Here is a 16,342-nt window from a genome sequence, read left to right as displayed (position 1 = left end):
GCGCCCGCCCGGACCGGAAGTCCATGCGCGGCCGCTGAGTCAGCGCACGCGCACCAGCACGGTGCCCACGGCGCGGTCGTGCAGCCCGCGGTGGTCCTCGTCCACCACGAGCGGCGGGACCACCAGACAGATCAAGAGGGACCGAACGGCCGCTCTGCCGAAACCGGCGGGGCGGCCGTTCATCGTCTGCACCTGCAGACCCATGATCCAGTGGCCCGGGGAACGCCCGAAGAACCCGACCATCAGCGCGCTCAGCACAAAGAACACCAGCAGGTTCATGAGCCCGGCACCGTTCCACTGCGCGAGGAACAGACCCGCGATGGCCAGCGAGATGAGCCAGTCCAGCACGAGCGCCACCACCCGGGGCGCAAAGCGTGCGACCGAGGCCGGGCCCTCCGGGGGGCGACCGAGCCGACGGCCCGGATAGGGGCTGCCCGAGCCGGGGGCGCCGTCGAGCCACGAGCCCATGTCCTGGCGAGAAATCATGGTTCCAGCCTATCCGCCGCGCCCGGTGACCCCGTGCAGCCTCGCTAGACTGGGACCCGTACTGACCGGTCGGCCGCCCTCCCGGGGCTGTTACACGCGCGAAACACGCGCGTCACGGGTGGGCAACGCCAGGTTCCTACGCTGGACACCAGAACCGAACGGCCGCGGTCCCCGTCAGGGTCCGCCGCGGCGTCGATCGGACGCCCACAGACAAGGAGAACAGGTCCATGTTCCAATCAGCCGAAGAAGTTCTGGCATTCCTCAAGGACGAGGAGGTCGTGTTCGTCGACCTCCGCTTCACGGACATGCCCGGGGTGCAGCAGCACTTCAACCTGCCGGCCAAGGCGGTGGACGAGGATTTCTTCACGGACGGCCAGCTCTTCGACGGGTCCTCGATCCGCGGCTTCCAGGGCATCGCCGAGTCCGACATGCAGCTGATCCCCGACCCCCAGTCGGCCTTCGTGGATCCCTTCCGCGTGGAGAAGACCCTGGTGGTCACGTGCTCGATCGTGAACCCCCGCACCGGTGAGCCCTACCACCGCGACCCCCGCGGTGTGGCCGAGCGCGCCGAGGCCTACCTGGCCTCCACGGGCATCGCGGACACCGCCAACTTCGCGTCCGAGGCCGAGTTCTTCGTGTTCGACGACGCCCGCTTCCAGGTCCGCCCGGAGTCCACCTTCTACAAGCTGGACTCCGAGGAGGCCCCGTGGAACAGCGGCCGCAAGGAGGAGGGTGGCAACCTGGCCAACAAGACCGCCCTCAAGGGCGGCTACTTCCCCGTGTCCCCCGTGGACAAGCAGGCGGACCTGCGTGACGCCATGTGCGTGGCCCTGGACGAGGTGGGTCTCGAGGTCGAGCGCTCCCACCACGAGGTGGGCGCCTCCGGCCAGGCGGAGATCAACTACAAATTCTCCACCCTGACCGCCGCGGCCGACGACCTGCTGAAGTTCAAGTACGTCATCAAGAACACCGCGGATGCCTACGGCAAGTCCGTCACCTTCATGCCCAAGCCCGTGTACGACGACAACGGCTCCGGCATGCACTGCCACCAGTCCCTGTGGAAGGGCGGCGAGCCGCTGTTCTACGACGAGAAGGGCTATGCCGGTCTCTCGGACGTGGCCCGCTGGTACATCGGCGGTCTGCTGGAGCACTCCTCCGCCGTGCTGGCGTTCACCAACCCCACGGTCAACTCCTACCGCCGCCTGGTCAAGGGCTACGAGGCCCCCGTGAACATGGTCTACTCGCAGGGCAACCGCTCCGCGGGCATCCGCATCCCCATCACGGGCACCAACCCCAAGGCCAAGCGCCTGGAGTTCCGCGCCCCGGACCCCTCCTGCAACCCGTACCTCGCGTTCGCCGCACAGCTGATGGCGGGCCTGGACGGCATCCGCAACCGGATCGAGCCCGCGGACCCGGTGGACAAGGACCTCTACGAGCTGCCCCCGGAGGAGGCCAAGGACATCAAGAAGGCCCCCACCTCGCTCGAGGAGGCCCTGAAGGCCCTGGAGGAGGACCACGAGTTCCTGCTCGCCGGTGACGTGTTCACCGAGGACCTGATCGAGTCCTGGATCGAGTACAAGCGCGAGTTCGAGCTCAAGCCGCTCTCGCTGGTCCCCCACCCCCTGGAGTTCCAGCTCTACTACGGCGTGTGAGCTGCAGCCACTGACAGACCGGCGGCCCCCTTCCCTGTGGAACGGGGCCGCTGGTCCGTGCACGGGTTCGCGGCACCGGGTCTGGAGCACCCGGGTCTAGAGCACCACGGGTCGCCGCCCCGGTGCCGGCCCGTGGCGGCGGATGCGGCGCGTGGCCGGGTCCAGGGCCCAGAGGTAGATCCCGTAGGTCAGCGCGAGCAGCGCGGCGATCACGCGGGCCGCGATGAGGCTGAGGTCCAGGTAGGGGAAGATGTCCAGCTGGTCCGCCACGGCGTAGACCGAGAAGAACCCCGTGACAAAGAACAGCACGTCCGTCTGCCAGTCGGGGCGGATCCCGGTGATGGCGAACAAGGGGATCAGCCACACCACGTACCAGGCCTGGATGATCGGGGCGAGCAGCACGAAGCCCGCCATGGACCACGCGAGCCGGCGCATGATGGTGGCATCGCGCCCCACGAACATCAGCGCGATCGCCACGCCCGCCGCGACCACCGTGCCCAGGGTGTGCACGGCCTCCATCCACGCGGAGCCGTCGAGGCCCCACGAGTCCCCCACGAGCTGCGCGAAGAGCCCCAGCAGCCCGAAGGGCGCGTACCAGATGTACACCGTGCCCGGGGTGGACACCGCGGAGACCCACCCGAAGCCGAAGCCGCTGACCAGTCCCATGACGGCGAGCAGCACCACGGAGTAGGCCAGCGTGAGGGCCCACACCACGAACTTGCGGGGCCAGCCGGCGTTCCTGCCCGCCCACAGCAGGCCCACGAAGGGCAGGAACACCAGGGTGATGGGTTTGATGGCCACCGAGAGGGTCACGAGGGTGGTGCCGATCAGCCCACCCTTCCAGTTGCGCTGCACGGCCGCCGCGTAGGTTCCCAGCAGGGCGAGCGCGAGCATGATGGCGTCGTTGTGCGCGGCGATCACGAAGTTGGTGAGGAACAGCGGATTGGCCACCGAGAGCCACAGCGCGCGGCGGGGGTTGACCCCGTGCAGCCGGGCCAGGCGCGGGATCACCCACATGCACGCGATCACGGAGACCACGCACAGGGCTCGGAACAGCAGCACCGCCACGTCGGGGTTGCCGCCCGACAGCGTGACCACCAGCTGCTCGATCCACAGGAAGACGGGCCCGTAGGGCGGCGGGGACTCGGCCCACAGCTGGTCCGCGCCGAGCTGGAAGAAGTTGTCGATGGACGAGACCCCGGACTCGTACGGGTTCAGTCCGTTGGCCATGACCCGCCCCTGCCCGATGTACGAGTAGACGTCCCGGCTGAACAGCGGGATGCTCACGAGCATGGGCCCCGCCCACGCGGCGATCGCGATCAACACCCACCGTGCACTCTGCGGGCCCCACGGGTGCAGCTTCTGCCCCAGCCGCAGCCACTGCCGCACCAGGAGCATGGCCCCCAGGGCCAGCAGCACCACGGACACGACGACACCCAGGGTCTCGAACCGCATCCACATGACCAGGAGATTGCGCCGGAGCCCGGACACACTGGCCAGCCACCCGACGCCCAGAGACCCGAGGAACAGCATCACCGAGCCCAGCGTGCCCATGAGCACCGTCCGGCGCAGGGAGGACGACGTCGCCGCGTCCCGTTCCGCTCGCGGCGCACCCGTTCCCGGGGGCCTCGTGGCGTGGCGGTCCGTCGTGGACGTGAGGCGCACGGCGCTCCTCCCGGTCGAGTGCGTGCCGGGCGTGGACGAATGCTCCGGCGGGTGTCTCCTGTGCGGGTGCCCGGCGGAGACGTCGGGGCCGATCCTACCGCGCGGCGTCGGTACCGGGCCCGGGCGGCGTCGTGCCCGACCGGTGGGCGCCGTCGTGGCGGAACCCCGGGGCGGCCTCGCGCCGAGACGCGGGGCGGCATCCGGCCGCGGGCGCGGGAGGGGGCGCGCGGCGCGATAGATTGGACGGCGTGACGACTGGAAACCGGAGAATCGTGTGGATCGACTGCGAGATGACGGGGTTGTCCCTGTCCGATGACGCGTTGATCGAAGTGGCAGCGCTCGTGACCGACGACGAGCTGAACGTGCTCGGCAGCGGCGTGGACGTGGTGATCAAGCCGCCGCAGCAGGCGCTGGAGCAGATGAACGACTTCGTGCGCACCATGCACGAGAAGTCCGGGCTGCTCCCCGAGCTGGAGAAGGGCACGGACATGGCACAGGCCCAGGCCATGGTGCTGGACTACATCCGCGAGTGGGTTCCCGAGGCGGGCAAGGCCCCCCTGGGCGGCAACTCCGTGGGCACCGACAAGACGTTCCTGAGCCGGGACATGCCCGAGCTCGTGGACCACCTGCACTACCGGATCATCGACGTCTCCACGATCAAGGAGCTTGCCCGCCGCTGGTACCCGCGGGCCTACTTCCAGGCACCGGAGAAGACCGGCAACCACCGCGCGCTGGGAGACATCGAGGACTCGATCGACGAGCTGCGCTACTACCGCCACATCCTGTTCCCCGGGGACCCGGGGCCCACGTCCGACGACGCCCGCAGGGTCGCCGCGCTGATCCAGGCCTCCCCCACCCGTTCGGGCCACTGACCCCGCCCGCGCGGCCGGCGGCCCGATGCGGGAATGCGGCCGAACGTGCGCTATAGTGGTCGTCGTTGCCCGGAGGGACGCAAAGCTTTCCGCAACGGGTTTCATGGTGGGCGTAGCTCAGTCGGCAGAGCGCCTGGTTGTGGTCCAGGAGGTCGCGGGTTCAACCCCCGTCGCTCACCCCATCACCCGAAGAACGCGGCATCCGGTGCGGATGCCGCGTTCTTCGTGTCCGGGTCGGTGCCCCTCGGGACCAGCCCTCCCCCGAGACCGGACTCGTGTGCCGCCACGAACCACCGGCCCGGTACGCGGGGCCCGGCTTTATGCACCCCGCTTCCCGGTGCAGTCCCGTGCGGATCCCCTCAGGACAGCACGACGGCGGCCGGCCGCCCCGCGGGGGAAGCGACCGGCCGCCGTTCGCACCAGGCCCTACGGCTTGAGAACCACCTTGAGGCAGCCGTCCTTCTTCTCCTGGAACATCTTGTACGCCTCAGGGGCGTCGTCCAGGGACACGTGGTGGGTCGCCAGGGACTCCAGCCCCAGGACGTCCTCCGGGCGGCTGGCGATCTCCAGCAGCTCGTCCGTCCAGTGACGGACGTGGCACTGGCCCATGCGCATGGTGATGCCCTTGTCGAACATCTCCATCATGGGCATGGGGTCGGCCATCCCGCCGTAGACACCGGAGAGGGACACCGTGCCCGCGCGGCGCACGCTGTGGATCGCGGTGTGCAGGGCGTCCAGGCGGTCGATCCCCACCGTCTCGATGGTCTTTCGACCCAGGGCCTTGGGCAACCGGGCCGCACCCGCGACGATCTTCTCCGCCACCGGGTTGCCGTGGGCCTCCATGCCCACCGCGTCCAGGACGCCGTCCGGACCGCGCCCGTCGGTCATCTCGCGCAGCGTCTCGGAGACGTCGTCCACCTCGCGCAGGTCCACCGTCTCCACCCCCCAGCTCTTGGCCGCGGCCAGGCGCTCGTCCACGAGGTCCACCGCGATGACGCGCTGCACGCCCTGCAGCTTGGCGGAGCGCACCGCCAGCTGGCCCACGGGGCCGAGTCCCAGCACCGCCAGGGTGTCCTGCTCCCCCACGTTCGCGTACTTCACGCCCTGCCACGCGGTGGGCAGGATGTCGCTGAGGTAGAGGAAGCGCTCGTCGTCGAAGTCCTGGGGGAGCTTCACCGGGCCGAAGTCCGCGTGGGGCACCCGGACCATCTCGGCCTGGCCACCGGGCACGGCGCCATAGAGCGAGGAGAACCCGAACAGGGCCGCCCCTGTGCCCATCTCACGCATCTGCGTGGTCTCGCACGCCGCGAAGAGCCCGCGGTCGCACATCCAGCAGTGCCCGCACGCGATCACGAAGGGGACGACCACCCGGTCTCCCGGTTTCAGGGAGGAGACCTCGGAGCCCACTTCCTCCACGACGCCCATGAACTCGTGGCCCAGCACGTCGTTCTTGTGCATGTACGGGCCCAGCACCCCGTAGAGGTGCAGGTCCGAGCCGCAGATGGCCGTGGAGGTCACCCGGACGATCGCGTCCGTGGGGTCCTGCAGCACGGGATCGGGAACGTTCTCAACCCGGACGTCGCCGAGTCCTTGCCATGTCAGTGCACGCATGCCCCCAGTCAATCACCGACGAGGCTCCCCGTCACCACCCCTGCGGGGGCCCGTTGACCGGGGAGCCGTGCGGTGCAGCCGCAGCACCCGCCACAGCACTCCCGCACACAGCACCAGCACGCCCGCGAGCGCGGAGGTCAACGGCAGGGTGGCCACCAGCAGGACGCACAGGGAAGCCCCCAGCACGGACACGGCCCGCGGATACCGGCGGTGCTCACCGGTCTGGGTGAACGCGCTGAGGTTCGCCACGAGGTAGTACAGCAGCACGCCGAAGGACGAGAAGCCGATGACGTCGCGGACGTCCCCCGTCACGACCAGCAGCACGACCACCGCGCCGAGGGCGATCTCCGCCCGGCGCGGCACCCCGTGGTGCGCGTCCAGCACGGCGAGGGGCCGGGGCAGGTCCCCCGTGCGCGCCATCGCCAGGGACGTGCGGGCAATGCCCGTGATCCCCGCCAGCAGGGCACCCAGGGTCGCGGCGGCTGCGCCCAGGCGCACCACCGGGGCCGTCCAGTCCCAGCCGCCGACCGCGGCGAGGTCCGCGAGCGGCGTCGTGGAGGCGGCGAGCGCGTCGGGTCCGAGGACCGCGAGCGACAGCATGGCGAGGACGCCGTAGACCACGAGAGCGCCGCTCAGGGCGATGACGATGGCGCGGGGGATCGTGCGGGCGGGATCGCGGACCTCCTCGCCCATGGTGGCGATCCGCGCGTACCCGGCGAACGCGAAGAAGAGCAGCCCCGCGGCCTGCAGCACCCCGTAGGCACCCGCGGGCGGGGCCGAGGAAAAGGGTGCGACTCCTGCGGAGACTCCGGACTGCACTCCGGCCAGCGCCACGAGCGCCAGGACGGCGAGAACCACAGCCACCAGGATCTTGGTGGCGCGTGCGGTGCGGCTGACCCCCAGGCAGTTGACGGTCACGAGGGCGACCACGGCCGCCGCGGCGACGAGCCGCTCCCACGGACCGGGGACGGCGTAGGCCGCGAACGTCATGGCCATGGCCGCGCAGCTGGCGGTCTTGCCGGTGATGAAGCACCACCCCGCGAAGAATCCCGGCCAGGGCCCCAGGCGCTCCCGGCCGTAGACGTAGCTCCCGCCCGCCACGGGGTACTGCGCGGCCAGCTGGGCGGAGGACAGCGCGTTGCACAGCGCCACGAGCCCCGCGAGCAGCAGGGCGAGCGGCAACCAGGTGCCGGCCGTCCGGGCCGCGGGCGCGAACACGGCGAAGATGCCCGCGCCGATCATCGACCCGAGGCCGATGGCCACGGCGTCGCCGAGTCCCAGGCGGCGCTGCATGGTGGGCTGAGTGGTCACGGAGTCTCCCTGAGCATCGGGCTCTGTCTCTGGGTCAACGGGGTCCGGACACGGCAGCGGGTGCAGCGACCACGCCGCTGCACCCACTGCTCCACTGCCCTCCGCGGAGGATCAGAAGACCGGCTTGCCGCCGGTCACACCGATCACCGTGCCGGAGACGTAGGAGGCCTCGGCGGGGCTGGCCAGGAACACGAAGGCGCCCGCCATCTCCGACGGCTGGCCTGCCCGGCCCAGCGGGGTGTCGCCGCCGAAGGCCGGCATGGCCTCACCCGCCTTGGTGGCGGGTTGCAGCGGCGTCCAGATGGGCCCGGGGGCCACGGCGTTGACGCGGATGCCCTTCTCCCCCAGCTCACTGGCCAGGTTGACCGTGAAGTTGTTGATCGCGGCCTTGGTGGAGGCGTAGTCGATCAGGTTCTCGGAGGGGTCGTAGGCCTGGATGGAGCTCACGTTGATGATGGACGAGCCCTCCTTGAGGTACGACAGCGCCTGCTGGGACACCCAGAACAGGGCGTACAGGTTGGTCTTGAAGACCCGGTCCATCTCCTCGGTCTTCAGTCCCTGCAGGCCGCCGTCCCGGCGCGCCCACTGGAAGCCCGCGTTGTTGACCAGGATGTCCAGTCCGCCGAGCTGCTCGGCGGCCTGGTCCACGACGCCGCGCGCCTGGGACTCCTCGCGCAGGTCCGCGGGGAGCAGGACCGCCTTGCGGCCGGCCTTCTCGATCCACTGCTGGGTGTCCTCGGCGTCGGACTGCTCCTCGGGCAGGTAGTTGATGGCCACGTCCGCACCCTCACGGGCGAAGGCGATGGCCACCGCACGGCCGATCCCGGAGTCGCCGCCCGTCACGAGGGCCTTGAGGCCCTCGAGCCGACCGCGGCCCACCCAGTTCTGCTCGCCGTGGTCCGGGAACGGCGTCATGTCCGTGGACAGCCCGGGAGGGGTCTGCTCCTGCTCGGGGAAGCCGCCGTCCTCGCCGGCGAGCTGCTGGGCTTTGTGGTCTGCTGCGAACTTGTCTTCGGTCATGCCCCCATTGTGCACCGCAGGGCCCCGGGCCGTCACCCACCTGACGGGGTGGCCATCACCGGGACGGGAATGCTCACACGCCGGGAGTGCGCCCCGGCTGGTCGCGGGGGTCCATCCCGTGCTGCACACCCCAGAGCACGGCCTGGCTGCGGCGTTCCACGCCCATCTTGCGGTACGCGGAACGGATGTAGGACTTCACGGAGTTGATGCTCAGGAAGCAGTTGCGCGCAATCTGGTCGTTGGTGAACCCCTGGGTGATGAGCCCCACCACCTCCGCCTCCCGCGCGGAGAGACCCTCGGGGCGGCCCGGCCAGTCCGGCAGGGCGATGTCCTCCCGAACGGGTTCCGGGGACACCACGCGCTGACCCTCGTGCACCCGCACCAGGGCCTCGGCCAGGTCCGCGGCACTGAGCTCCTTGGAGAGAAATCCGTCGATCCCCATGCCCATGGCCTCGGACACCCGGTCCGCACTCACGTTCCACGTGTACATGACCACCTTGCGGAAGCGCGGTTCCGCGATCAGACGGGTCACCTCCGCGGTGCCGCGTTCCGTGGCGGCGAACGCGTCGTAGAGCACGAGGTCCGCACCGCCGTCGGGCAGTCCCTCCAAATTGCGTTCCACGACCCTCAGGCGGGGGTGGTCCTGCAGCATGCGCCCGAGTCCTTCGACGATCACGGGGTAGTCGTTGATGAGGGCGAGCGAGATCTCCGAGCGTGCGTCTGTCACCCGACGAGCATAATAGTAAGCTCACGCATCATTGGTCGAACATTGTTCGACCGCAGACCATTCATTCCCCTCGCGGCGCAGGTGCCCCAGCCGCTCCAGCTCGTGCAGCCACCCTTCCATGGGGTCGAAGCCCCACGTCCCGCGGAAGATGTTCGCGTTGCGCGCGATCGCCCTCGCGTGCTGCACCGGGGGTGACTGCGACGGGTGGTGCTGGTGGTAGGCCGCTGCGCCACCCAGCCACCACAGTCCCCCGCCGACTGCGGCGATCCGCTGGCCGAAGTCCGTGTCCTCGCCGCCGTAGCCCACGTAGCGCTCGTCGAATCCCCCGGCGGCGTCCCACGTGGCCACGGTGCAGGCCATGGACAGCGACCACAGCATACGGGGGTCGGCGGCCACGAGCTCCCCGGGCGGGGGCAGCACGCGTGCGGCGTGGTCGCGCCCGAGCCGGGCCGCGACCTCGGGCGTGTGGTCCGCGTCGGTCATCCCCTCCGGCAGGTACTGCACCCGCCCGCTCACCACCGCGTGCTTCCCGCCCAGCTCGCGCAGCGCGCGCGAGTAGTCGCGCACGAGGTCCCGGTGCGGCAGGCAGTCCACGTCCAGCAGCACCACGGAGTCCGCGCCGAGCTGCGCGGCCCGCTGCACACCGGCGTTGCGGGCCGCGGCCAGGGGCAGCTCGTCGCACGGCTCCAGCTCCACGACGTCGCTCGAAAGGTCCGCGCGCAGCCGCACCACCCCGCCGATCTGCGGGTCCCCCATGCTCACCACCACGTGCACCAGCGGGGCCTCGCTCTGCACCGCGAGCCACTCCCGCTGCCGCCGCAGGTGGGTGTGCCGCCCGCTGGCGATCGTCACCACGGCCGTGCTCATGGCCTCTCCCCTCGCAGCAGGGCCTCCAGGGCCGCCGCGGCCCGGTGGGCACCGTCGCCGTGGCGCCACACGTCCCACCGCTGCCCACCCAGGGTGAGGGCGCGTTCCAGGAGCACGGGCCAGTCGGCGGGTGACGGCCAGTGCTCGAGGCCCACGCAGATCCCGGCGCGGTCCAGGGCCGCGGCCGTGGCCAGCTGCTCGTCGTGCGGTCTCGGCTGGGCCACCACCACGGCGGGGACACGCGCGGCGGAGAGCTCGGCCACGGCGTTGTTGCCACCGTGCGTCACCACCACGGTGGCCTCGTGGAGCTCACGCCACAGGTCAGGGGAGGGTGCGTCCGGGGTGCGGACGGTCCAGCGCCAGCCGGGCGTCGCGGCGCGGGCCGCGGCGATCTCCTCGTCCCCCACCACGGTCCCGCCACGGCCCCACACGACCAGCACGCTCCCTCGGTGCACGACGCCGCTCGGCGGCGCGGCGGCGTCGGTTCCGGTGGCGGTCGTGGCGGGTTGCAGCGGGTGCCTCCCCGCCCCGGCGGCATCCCGCACGGGAGCGTCGAAGCGGGAGATGGCTCCGGTGAACGTGGTCTTGCGGTTCCACTCCTCGGGCCAGTACGGCTCGGCAGTCTCGGCGGACCACGGCGCGACGAGGGCCGTGGCGGCGTCGTAGGCCGCGCGGTGCGTGCGGTCGGTGCGGTCGCCGCGCATGGCCATGACGACCGTGGGAACGCCCATGAGCCGGGCCAGCAGGGTGACCTCGGCGGAGGTGTCCGTGACCATGAGGTCCACGTCGGCGCGGAGACGGTCGGCCAGCAGCCCCATCCGCTCGCGGTGCCCGGGGTGGCCCAGGGGTGCCCAGTGCAGCACCCCGTTGGCCGTGGGGTCCTCCGGCTGGTCGGTGGTGTCCGGCGGCAGCTGGACCCACTCCCCCGGCCAGTCCTGCGGGCACTCGAGCGTGCTGAAGCCCAGCACGGGAACGCTCAGCTCACGGGCGATCTGGGTGGCCCGGTTGCGGTGCCCCAGGCCGTGGTGGTGCACGTAGTAGCCGATCACGCGCGCACCAGCTCCCGGTAGAGCTGCGCATAGGCGTCCACCGTGGCGTCCAGGGAACAGTTCTGGAGCGCGTAGCGCCGCACGCGCGCCCGGTCCATGCCCACCACGAGCGGCAGCATCGCGGCCGCTGCGGCCACCGTCTCCGCCTCGCTCGCACCGGGCTGGGACGTGAGACCGCCGGGAAAACGCACGATCTCGCTGAGACCACCGCGGGCCACGGCGAGGACGGGGGTGCCGCAGGCCATGGCCTCGGCGGCCACCAGCCCGTAGGGCTCCTCCCACGCCGGGGTCACGAGGCTCGCCGCACTGTGGCCCGCGAGCTCACGAAGCTGGTCCGTGTCCAGGTGCCCGACGTACGTCACGTTCTCGTCCAGCAGGGGCTTCAACCGCGTCTCGAAGTACTGCCGGTCCGCCACGGGACCCGCGATGCGCAGCCGCCACCCCGCCTTGATCGCGATCAGGGCGGCCACGTGGGGGGCCTTCTCGGGCACGATCCGCCCGGACCACACGAGCGCGTCCCCGCCGGGACCCGGGCGCCACTCGTGAGGGTCCACGCCGTTGCGGATCACCCGGGCGGGCGTGACCGTGCTCCACAGCTGCGCCACGGAGTCGCTCACGGCCACCGTGTGGGCGGCCGGCGTCAGGCGCAGCGCGGGTTCGAGCCACGGCGTGGCGGGGGTGTGGAGCGTGGTCAGCAAGGGCTGCGGGATGGCTGCGGACATCACGATGGGCAGGAAGTGCAGGGAGTTGTTGTGCACCACGTCGATGTCCGGCCGGGACGCGAACGCCCGCATGACCTGCAGGTACGAGAACGTCTCCCGTACCTGGGCCTCGGGGGGCATGGAGACGTCGTTGCGGGCCTCGTCACTGAGCACGAGCGGTTCCACGTCCAGCTCCTCGATGCCCAGCTGTGGGTCGGAACCGGGCGCGGCGAAGACCACCACGTCGATGCCCCTCGCGCGCAGCCCGCGGGCCAGGTGCCACGTGAAGGACTCCAGCCCGCCGGAGAACGGCGGGATGATGGGGAAGCGGTCGTGCGCCAGGAGGGCAACCTTCATGCGGGATCCCCTCCCGTCCGGCCGAGCGCGGCCGACGCGCGCCGGTAGACCTCCGTGTGGGAGGCGGCAATCCGGCGTCGTTGCTCCGCGCGCTCCTCGGCGGACGCCTGCCACGGCGGGCTGCCGGGAAGGGAGGCGAGGGCGGCGTCGATCTGACCCTCGTCCGGTCGACCACTGTGGTCCCAGTCGAAGCCGAGCACCCCGGGATGCTGCTCGTGGTAGAAACCCGTGTGCGGCGCGAGCACCCTGGTGCCGAGGTCGTGGCACAGCTCCAGCCATCCGGAGTGGGAGCCGAAGCGGTAGGCGAGGACCGAGAGGTCCAGACCACGAAGGTGCTCCCACAGCTGCTCGTCCGTGTAGACCCCGTGGACGTCCACCCGGGTGTGCGGGGTGGAGCGGGCCGTGTCCAGCAGCTGCGCCACCCGGGGGTCGTGGTGGCGCTCACCGGGTGTGACCACGTCCGTGTGCGCGTCGAGCACCAGCCGGATCTGACCCCGGGCCGCGCGCTCCAGCAGCAGCCGGGCCACAGGAAGAGGGTTCATGTTCGCGCGCATGCTCTTGAAGCTCAGCCCCACGGTGGGGACCGGTCCCACGGGCCCACGGGCCTGCCACCGGTCCAGCGGCAGGACGTGCGGGTGCGGGATGACCGTGGCCTCACGCCCCCAGCGCCGCTCGACGGTCCGTGCGGCGCCGGGAGTCAGCGTGATCAGACCGTCCGCGGCGGGGACCAGGACGTCCAGGGCGGCGTCCTGGGCGGCGGGATCCACCTGGTGCGGGTTGCGGAGGTCGTGGACCGTGTAGACGAACGGCTTGCCGAGCCCGTGGAGGGTGTCAACGATGCGCTGCAGAGTCCTGGGCGGGGTCTGGTCGAAGCCGAAGTGCAGGTGGTAGAGGTCGAAGTCCTCGCAGTGGGCACGGATCCAGGACTCGTCGAGCATGACCAGCGGCCACCACGCGGCGCCCGGCACGGCTCGTGCGGGAGCGGGATCCGGCAGGCGGGTCACACCGTGGTCCCCGGCGGGATCGCTGAGGTGCTGCACGTACGCGTGGCCGTGGGGTAGTGACGCGACCCTCACTCGGTGGCACCTCCTGCGGTTCATGGGCCCGGGCCCACGGATGGGCACCGGCGGGACGCCGGGTCGGGAGCGGACGGGACCGGAACAGGCAGAACGCCCGGTGCAGGCTCCCGCGCTGCACTCCGGCGAGGATACACATCTTACTGACGGTTCCGACACGATATATTGTGCTCCGGCTGGGCGCCGCCGCACGCGGCTCCGCCGAGCACCGGGCCCCGGCCCGGGCGCCGCACCGTAGACCCGTGAATCCCGAGGTACCCCCGCATGAGCATCCACCCGATTGTGATCTCCGGCAACCCCGTGCTGCACCGGCCCGCCGCCCGGGTCACGGAGTTCGACGACGCCCTGCGCACCCTGGTCGCGGACATGCACGAGACGATGGACGCGTCCCACGGCGTGGGTCTTGCCGCCCCGCAGATCGGGGTGGGGCTGCGGATCTTCACCTACCTCTTCGAGAACGAGGACGGGGTGGCCCCGCGCGGGACCCTGGTCAACCCGGTGCTCACCACGGGGAAGATCTCCGAGGTGGCGCCGGACCCGGACGAGGAGGCCGAGGGCTGCCTGTCGGTGCCCGGCCAGGCGTGGCCGCTCAAGCGCGCGGAGTGGGTGCGCATCGCGGGCCAGGACGAGAACGGGGATCCCGTGGCGTTCGAGGCCAACGGCTGGTTCGCCCGGGTGATGCAGCACGAGTACGACCACCTGGACGGCAAGCTCTACGTGGACCGGCTCAACCCCAAGTGGTCGCGCAGGGCCCGCAAGGCCGTGGCCCGCGAGAAGTGGGGCTCGGACTCCACGTGGCTGCCCGGCGTGGACGAGGATCCCTTCGGCCACTGACACCGCGCGCACGGCCGCCCCGCCGACCGTCCCGCACCGGCGCGGCACGGGCGGTCAGTGTGCCAGCACCACCGTCAGCACCCCCGCCGAGCGGCTCGTCGGGTCCTTCAGCTCCACGTGCCAGCGCTCGGCCAGTGCGTCCCGGACCTGGTGCACCGTGTCCAGCGCACCCCCGGCGCTGCGGACCTCGCACAGGGCCCGCGCCACGAGCCCCCGCGTGTGCTTGGCGTGGTGCGAGACGACCGAGCGGGTGCCGTCCGCCTTCTCCTGCTCCACCCGCACCGTGACGGTGCGGGGGGCCGGGGGCTTCCACGCGGCTGCATAGGCGGCAGAGCGGCAGTCCACCACCACCTGGTCCGCGGCGAGCTCGTCCAGCACCGGTGCGAGGCGCGGCTTCCACCAGCTGCTCAGCTTCCCCGTGTCCGGCAGCGCGGTTCCCATGGACAGCCGGTAGGCCGGAATCCGGTCGGTGGGGCGCACCGCACCCCACAGCGCAGAGACCACCAGCAGCGAGGAGTCCGCCACCTCGCGGGCCCTGGGCCAGAGGCTCGCGGCGTCCAGTGCGTCGTAGAGCACCCCGGTGTAGACCTCCAGGGCCGGCGCGGAGGGTTCGGTGCGCAGCTGCCGGTTGCGGGCGACGTCGGCGGCCAGCGACGGGCCGACGCCCAGCACCTGCAGCGCGTCCTCTCCCCCGCTGACCTCGGCGAGGCGCCGCACCAGCCACTCGCGGTGCGGTGTCAGCGCGGGCAGGTGGAGGGCGGCCAGGTCCAGGGGGGCGCCCTCGGTGGGCGCGGTCTTCGACTCGGAGGGCGGCAGCAGAATCAGCACCCCACGAGTGTAGGTGGACAGGTGGGCCTGTGAGCCGGGTTCTGTGCCGCGGCCGGTTGCCCGCACCGCGGTGACGACCATCCATCTAGGCCGTGCGTTGCCGCACGGCTCGAGCAGCCTACCCGGACGCTCGGGCGAGCAGCCCTCGAACGCGCCCTGCATGGCCTTGCTCCGGACGGGGTTTACCGAGCCGCACCGGTCACCCGGCGCGCTGGTGGTCTCTTACACCACCTTTTCACCCTGACCCGCTCGTGGCGGGCGGTCTGTTTTCTGTGGCACTGTCCTGCGGGTTTCCCCGAGTGGGTGTTACCCACCGTCCTGCTCTGCGGAGCCCGGACTTTCCTCGAGACGCCGTCGCGAACGACGACGCCGCGCGGTCGCCCGGCCCACCTGTCCGCCCCGATCCTACCGCGCGTGAAGGCCGCCCCGCCGCTCCCCGACCGGCGGACGCGGCCGGAGCCAGCGATCCGCTCACGCCGCCCCGGGGCCCGGGCGCGGGCCGGCCCACGCGTCAGAGCACGAGCATGGCCGAGCACTCGGGGCACTGGGGGATCACGGACTCCGGCGTGGCCTCCAGCGCGGCGGCATCCGCGGGGCTCAAGCGGGTGCCGCACGCACCGCACGTCCCGCGCTCCCAGCGGGCGACGGCGATCCGGCCGCCCCCGCGCGCGGTCCGCAGCGCGTCGTAACGGGCGAGCAGGCCCGCGTCCGTGGCCGCGGCCAGCCGGGAACGCTGCTCCCCCAGCGCGGCGTGCTGCTCCTTCAGGGTGGCGAGCTCCGCGTCCCGCTCCACCACCGCCGCGCGGGCCTCGGAATCCGCCGCGCGCAGCAGGGGCAGCTTGCGCTCGCGGTCCGCCGCGACCTCCTCCGCGTGGTCCATCGCGGCGAGCTGCGCCTCCTCCGCGGCCGCGCGCTGGGCCGTGAGCGTGTCGATCTGGTGCTGGATGCCCATGAGGTCCTTGGAGGTGCCTCCCGCGCCGAGGCGCTGCGTGTCCCGGTCGATCTTGGCCTGGATCGCGGACACCGCGGCTTCGGCGCTCTCCACCGCGTCCTGGGCCCGGCGCTGGGTGGCGTCCAGCTCCTGGGCCGCCGCGATGGCCTGCGACCGGCGCCGCATGAGCCCGGCCACGGTCTCCGAGCTCTGCAGGGCCTTGGCCCGGTTCAGCGTGGTCAGGATCTGGGAGTCCACCGACTGGAGGTCGAGGAGAGCGGGCAGTGCGGAGCGGGACGAGGGCATGGGCTTCTCCTGGGGTCCGGGTGCGGCGGCCGGGACGGTCGTGCCGCGG

General features: G+C 71.6%; 15 protein-coding genes, 1 tRNA gene and 1 other RNA gene. 4 read left to right on the top strand and 13 right to left on the bottom strand.

All coding sequences use genetic code 11. From position 1 onward, the window contains the following. Positions 1-39: 39 nt before the first annotated feature. Positions 40-486, bottom strand: coding sequence for an RDD family protein (locus D9R02_RS08675; protein ID WP_121566749.1), 447 nt, complete (start codon positions 484-486; stop codon positions 40-42). Between the two features lie 227 nt (positions 487-713). Between D9R02_RS08675 and glnA the strand changes: the two genes are divergently transcribed. Next, entirely contained in the window at positions 714-2,138 is a 1,425-nt protein-coding gene (glnA, locus tag D9R02_RS08670) for a type I glutamate--ammonia ligase (RefSeq protein ID WP_070636459.1), read from the top strand. Between the two features lie 96 nt (positions 2,139-2,234). Here glnA and mptB read toward each other — a convergent pair whose 3' ends face one another. Then, positions 2,235-3,803, bottom strand: coding sequence for a polyprenol phosphomannose-dependent alpha 1,6 mannosyltransferase MptB (gene mptB, locus D9R02_RS08665; RefSeq protein ID WP_083310892.1), 1,569 nt, complete (start codon positions 3,801-3,803; stop codon positions 2,235-2,237). A gap of 248 nt (positions 3,804-4,051) precedes the next feature. Here mptB and orn point away from each other — a divergent pair, with 248 nt between their 5' ends. Together orn and D9R02_RS08655 are read left to right on the top strand one after the other, a co-directional pair. After that, positions 4,052-4,675, top strand: a complete 624-nt coding sequence (gene orn, locus D9R02_RS08660) for an oligoribonuclease (RefSeq protein WP_223246194.1) — start codon at positions 4,052-4,054, stop codon at positions 4,673-4,675. 106 nt (positions 4,676-4,781) lie between these two features. Then, a tRNA-His gene (locus D9R02_RS08655) sits at positions 4,782-4,857 on the top strand. A gap of 244 nt (positions 4,858-5,101) precedes the next feature. Here the strand turns inward: D9R02_RS08655 and D9R02_RS08650 are convergent. The 8 genes from D9R02_RS08650 to D9R02_RS08615 all read right to left on the bottom strand — a co-directional run bounded on the left by D9R02_RS08650 (position 5,102) and on the right by D9R02_RS08615 (position 13,394). Next, positions 5,102-6,286, bottom strand: a complete 1,185-nt coding sequence (locus D9R02_RS08650) for a zinc-dependent alcohol dehydrogenase (protein ID WP_070636461.1) — start codon at positions 6,284-6,286, stop codon at positions 5,102-5,104. A 12-nt stretch (positions 6,287-6,298) separates the two neighbouring features. Continuing rightward, on the bottom strand, positions 6,299-7,597 hold the full coding sequence (locus D9R02_RS08645) for an APC family permease (RefSeq protein WP_183085974.1): 1,299 nt from the start codon (positions 7,595-7,597) through the stop codon (positions 6,299-6,301). A gap of 111 nt (positions 7,598-7,708) precedes the next feature. Further along, the gene (locus tag D9R02_RS08640) at positions 7,709-8,617 is read right to left on the bottom strand and encodes an SDR family oxidoreductase (RefSeq protein ID WP_121566748.1); all 909 of its coding nucleotides are present in this window, start codon (positions 8,615-8,617) and stop codon (positions 7,709-7,711) included. Positions 8,618-8,690: 73 nt separating this feature from the next. Further along, on the bottom strand, positions 8,691-9,344 hold the full coding sequence (locus D9R02_RS08635; protein WP_121566747.1) for a response regulator transcription factor: 654 nt from the start codon (positions 9,342-9,344) through the stop codon (positions 8,691-8,693). Positions 9,345-9,365: 21 nt separating this feature from the next. Beyond that, positions 9,366-10,211: a glycosyltransferase family 2 protein gene (locus D9R02_RS08630; protein ID WP_121566746.1), complete on the bottom strand. Its 846-nt coding sequence runs from the start codon at positions 10,209-10,211 to the stop codon at positions 9,366-9,368. Beyond that, positions 10,208-11,260, bottom strand: coding sequence for a glycosyltransferase (locus D9R02_RS08625; protein WP_070636472.1), 1,053 nt, complete (start codon positions 11,258-11,260; stop codon positions 10,208-10,210). The genes D9R02_RS08630 and D9R02_RS08625 overlap by 4 nt, the downstream gene beginning before the upstream one ends. Then, a complete protein-coding gene (locus D9R02_RS08620) occupies positions 11,257-12,318 on the bottom strand; it encodes a glycosyltransferase (RefSeq protein ID WP_070636474.1) in 1,062 nt (353 codons plus the stop codon). Before D9R02_RS08620 ends, D9R02_RS08625 begins: the two co-directional genes overlap by 4 nt. Next, positions 12,315-13,394: a glycosyltransferase family 1 protein gene (locus D9R02_RS08615; protein WP_121566745.1), complete on the bottom strand. Its 1,080-nt coding sequence runs from the start codon at positions 13,392-13,394 to the stop codon at positions 12,315-12,317. The genes D9R02_RS08620 and D9R02_RS08615 overlap by 4 nt, the downstream gene beginning before the upstream one ends. A 264-nt stretch (positions 13,395-13,658) precedes the next feature. Between D9R02_RS08615 and def the strand changes: the two genes are divergently transcribed. Beyond that, entirely contained in the window at positions 13,659-14,228 is a 570-nt protein-coding gene (gene def / locus D9R02_RS08610) for a peptide deformylase (protein WP_121240601.1), read from the top strand. Positions 14,229-14,282: 54 nt separating this feature from the next. Here def and D9R02_RS08605 read toward each other — a convergent pair whose 3' ends face one another. The 3 genes from D9R02_RS08605 to D9R02_RS08595 form a co-directional block, all read right to left on the bottom strand. After that, entirely contained in the window at positions 14,283-15,056 is a 774-nt protein-coding gene (locus D9R02_RS08605; RefSeq protein ID WP_121240599.1) for a YaaA family protein, read from the bottom strand. 14 nt (positions 15,057-15,070) lie between these two features. Further along, an RNA gene (rnpB, locus tag D9R02_RS08600) (RNase P RNA component class A) lies at positions 15,071-15,449 on the bottom strand. Between the two features lie 118 nt (positions 15,450-15,567). Further along, a partial coding sequence (locus D9R02_RS08595) for a zinc ribbon domain-containing protein (protein ID WP_259463934.1) occupies positions 15,568-16,342 on the bottom strand: 775 nt, incomplete at its 5' end.

Source organism: Kocuria rhizophila (assembly GCF_003667225.1).
Taxonomy (GTDB): Bacteria; Actinomycetota; Actinomycetes; order Actinomycetales; family Micrococcaceae; genus Kocuria; species Kocuria rhizophila.
This window is presented reverse-complemented; position numbering and strand designations above follow the sequence as displayed.

Excerpts from the sequence above, each read along its gene's own strand:
- D9R02_RS08675 (WP_121566749.1), bottom strand. The coding sequence starts at position 486 with ATGATTTCTCGCCAGGACATGGGCTCGTGGCTCGACGGCGCCCCCGGC.
- glnA (WP_070636459.1), top strand. The coding sequence starts at position 714 with ATGTTCCAATCAGCCGAAGAAGTTCTGGCATTCCTCAAGGACGAGGAG.
- D9R02_RS08650 (WP_070636461.1), bottom strand. The coding sequence starts at position 6,286 with ATGCGTGCACTGACATGGCAAGGACTCGGCGACGTCCGGGTTGAGAAC.
- D9R02_RS08640 (WP_121566748.1), bottom strand. The coding sequence starts at position 8,617 with ATGACCGAAGACAAGTTCGCAGCAGACCACAAAGCCCAGCAGCTCGCC.
- D9R02_RS08630 (WP_121566746.1), bottom strand. The coding sequence starts at position 10,211 with ATGAGCACGGCCGTGGTGACGATCGCCAGCGGGCGGCACACCCACCTG.
- D9R02_RS08620 (WP_070636474.1), bottom strand. The coding sequence starts at position 12,318 with ATGAAGGTTGCCCTCCTGGCGCACGACCGCTTCCCCATCATCCCGCCG.
- def (WP_121240601.1), top strand. The coding sequence starts at position 13,659 with ATGAGCATCCACCCGATTGTGATCTCCGGCAACCCCGTGCTGCACCGG.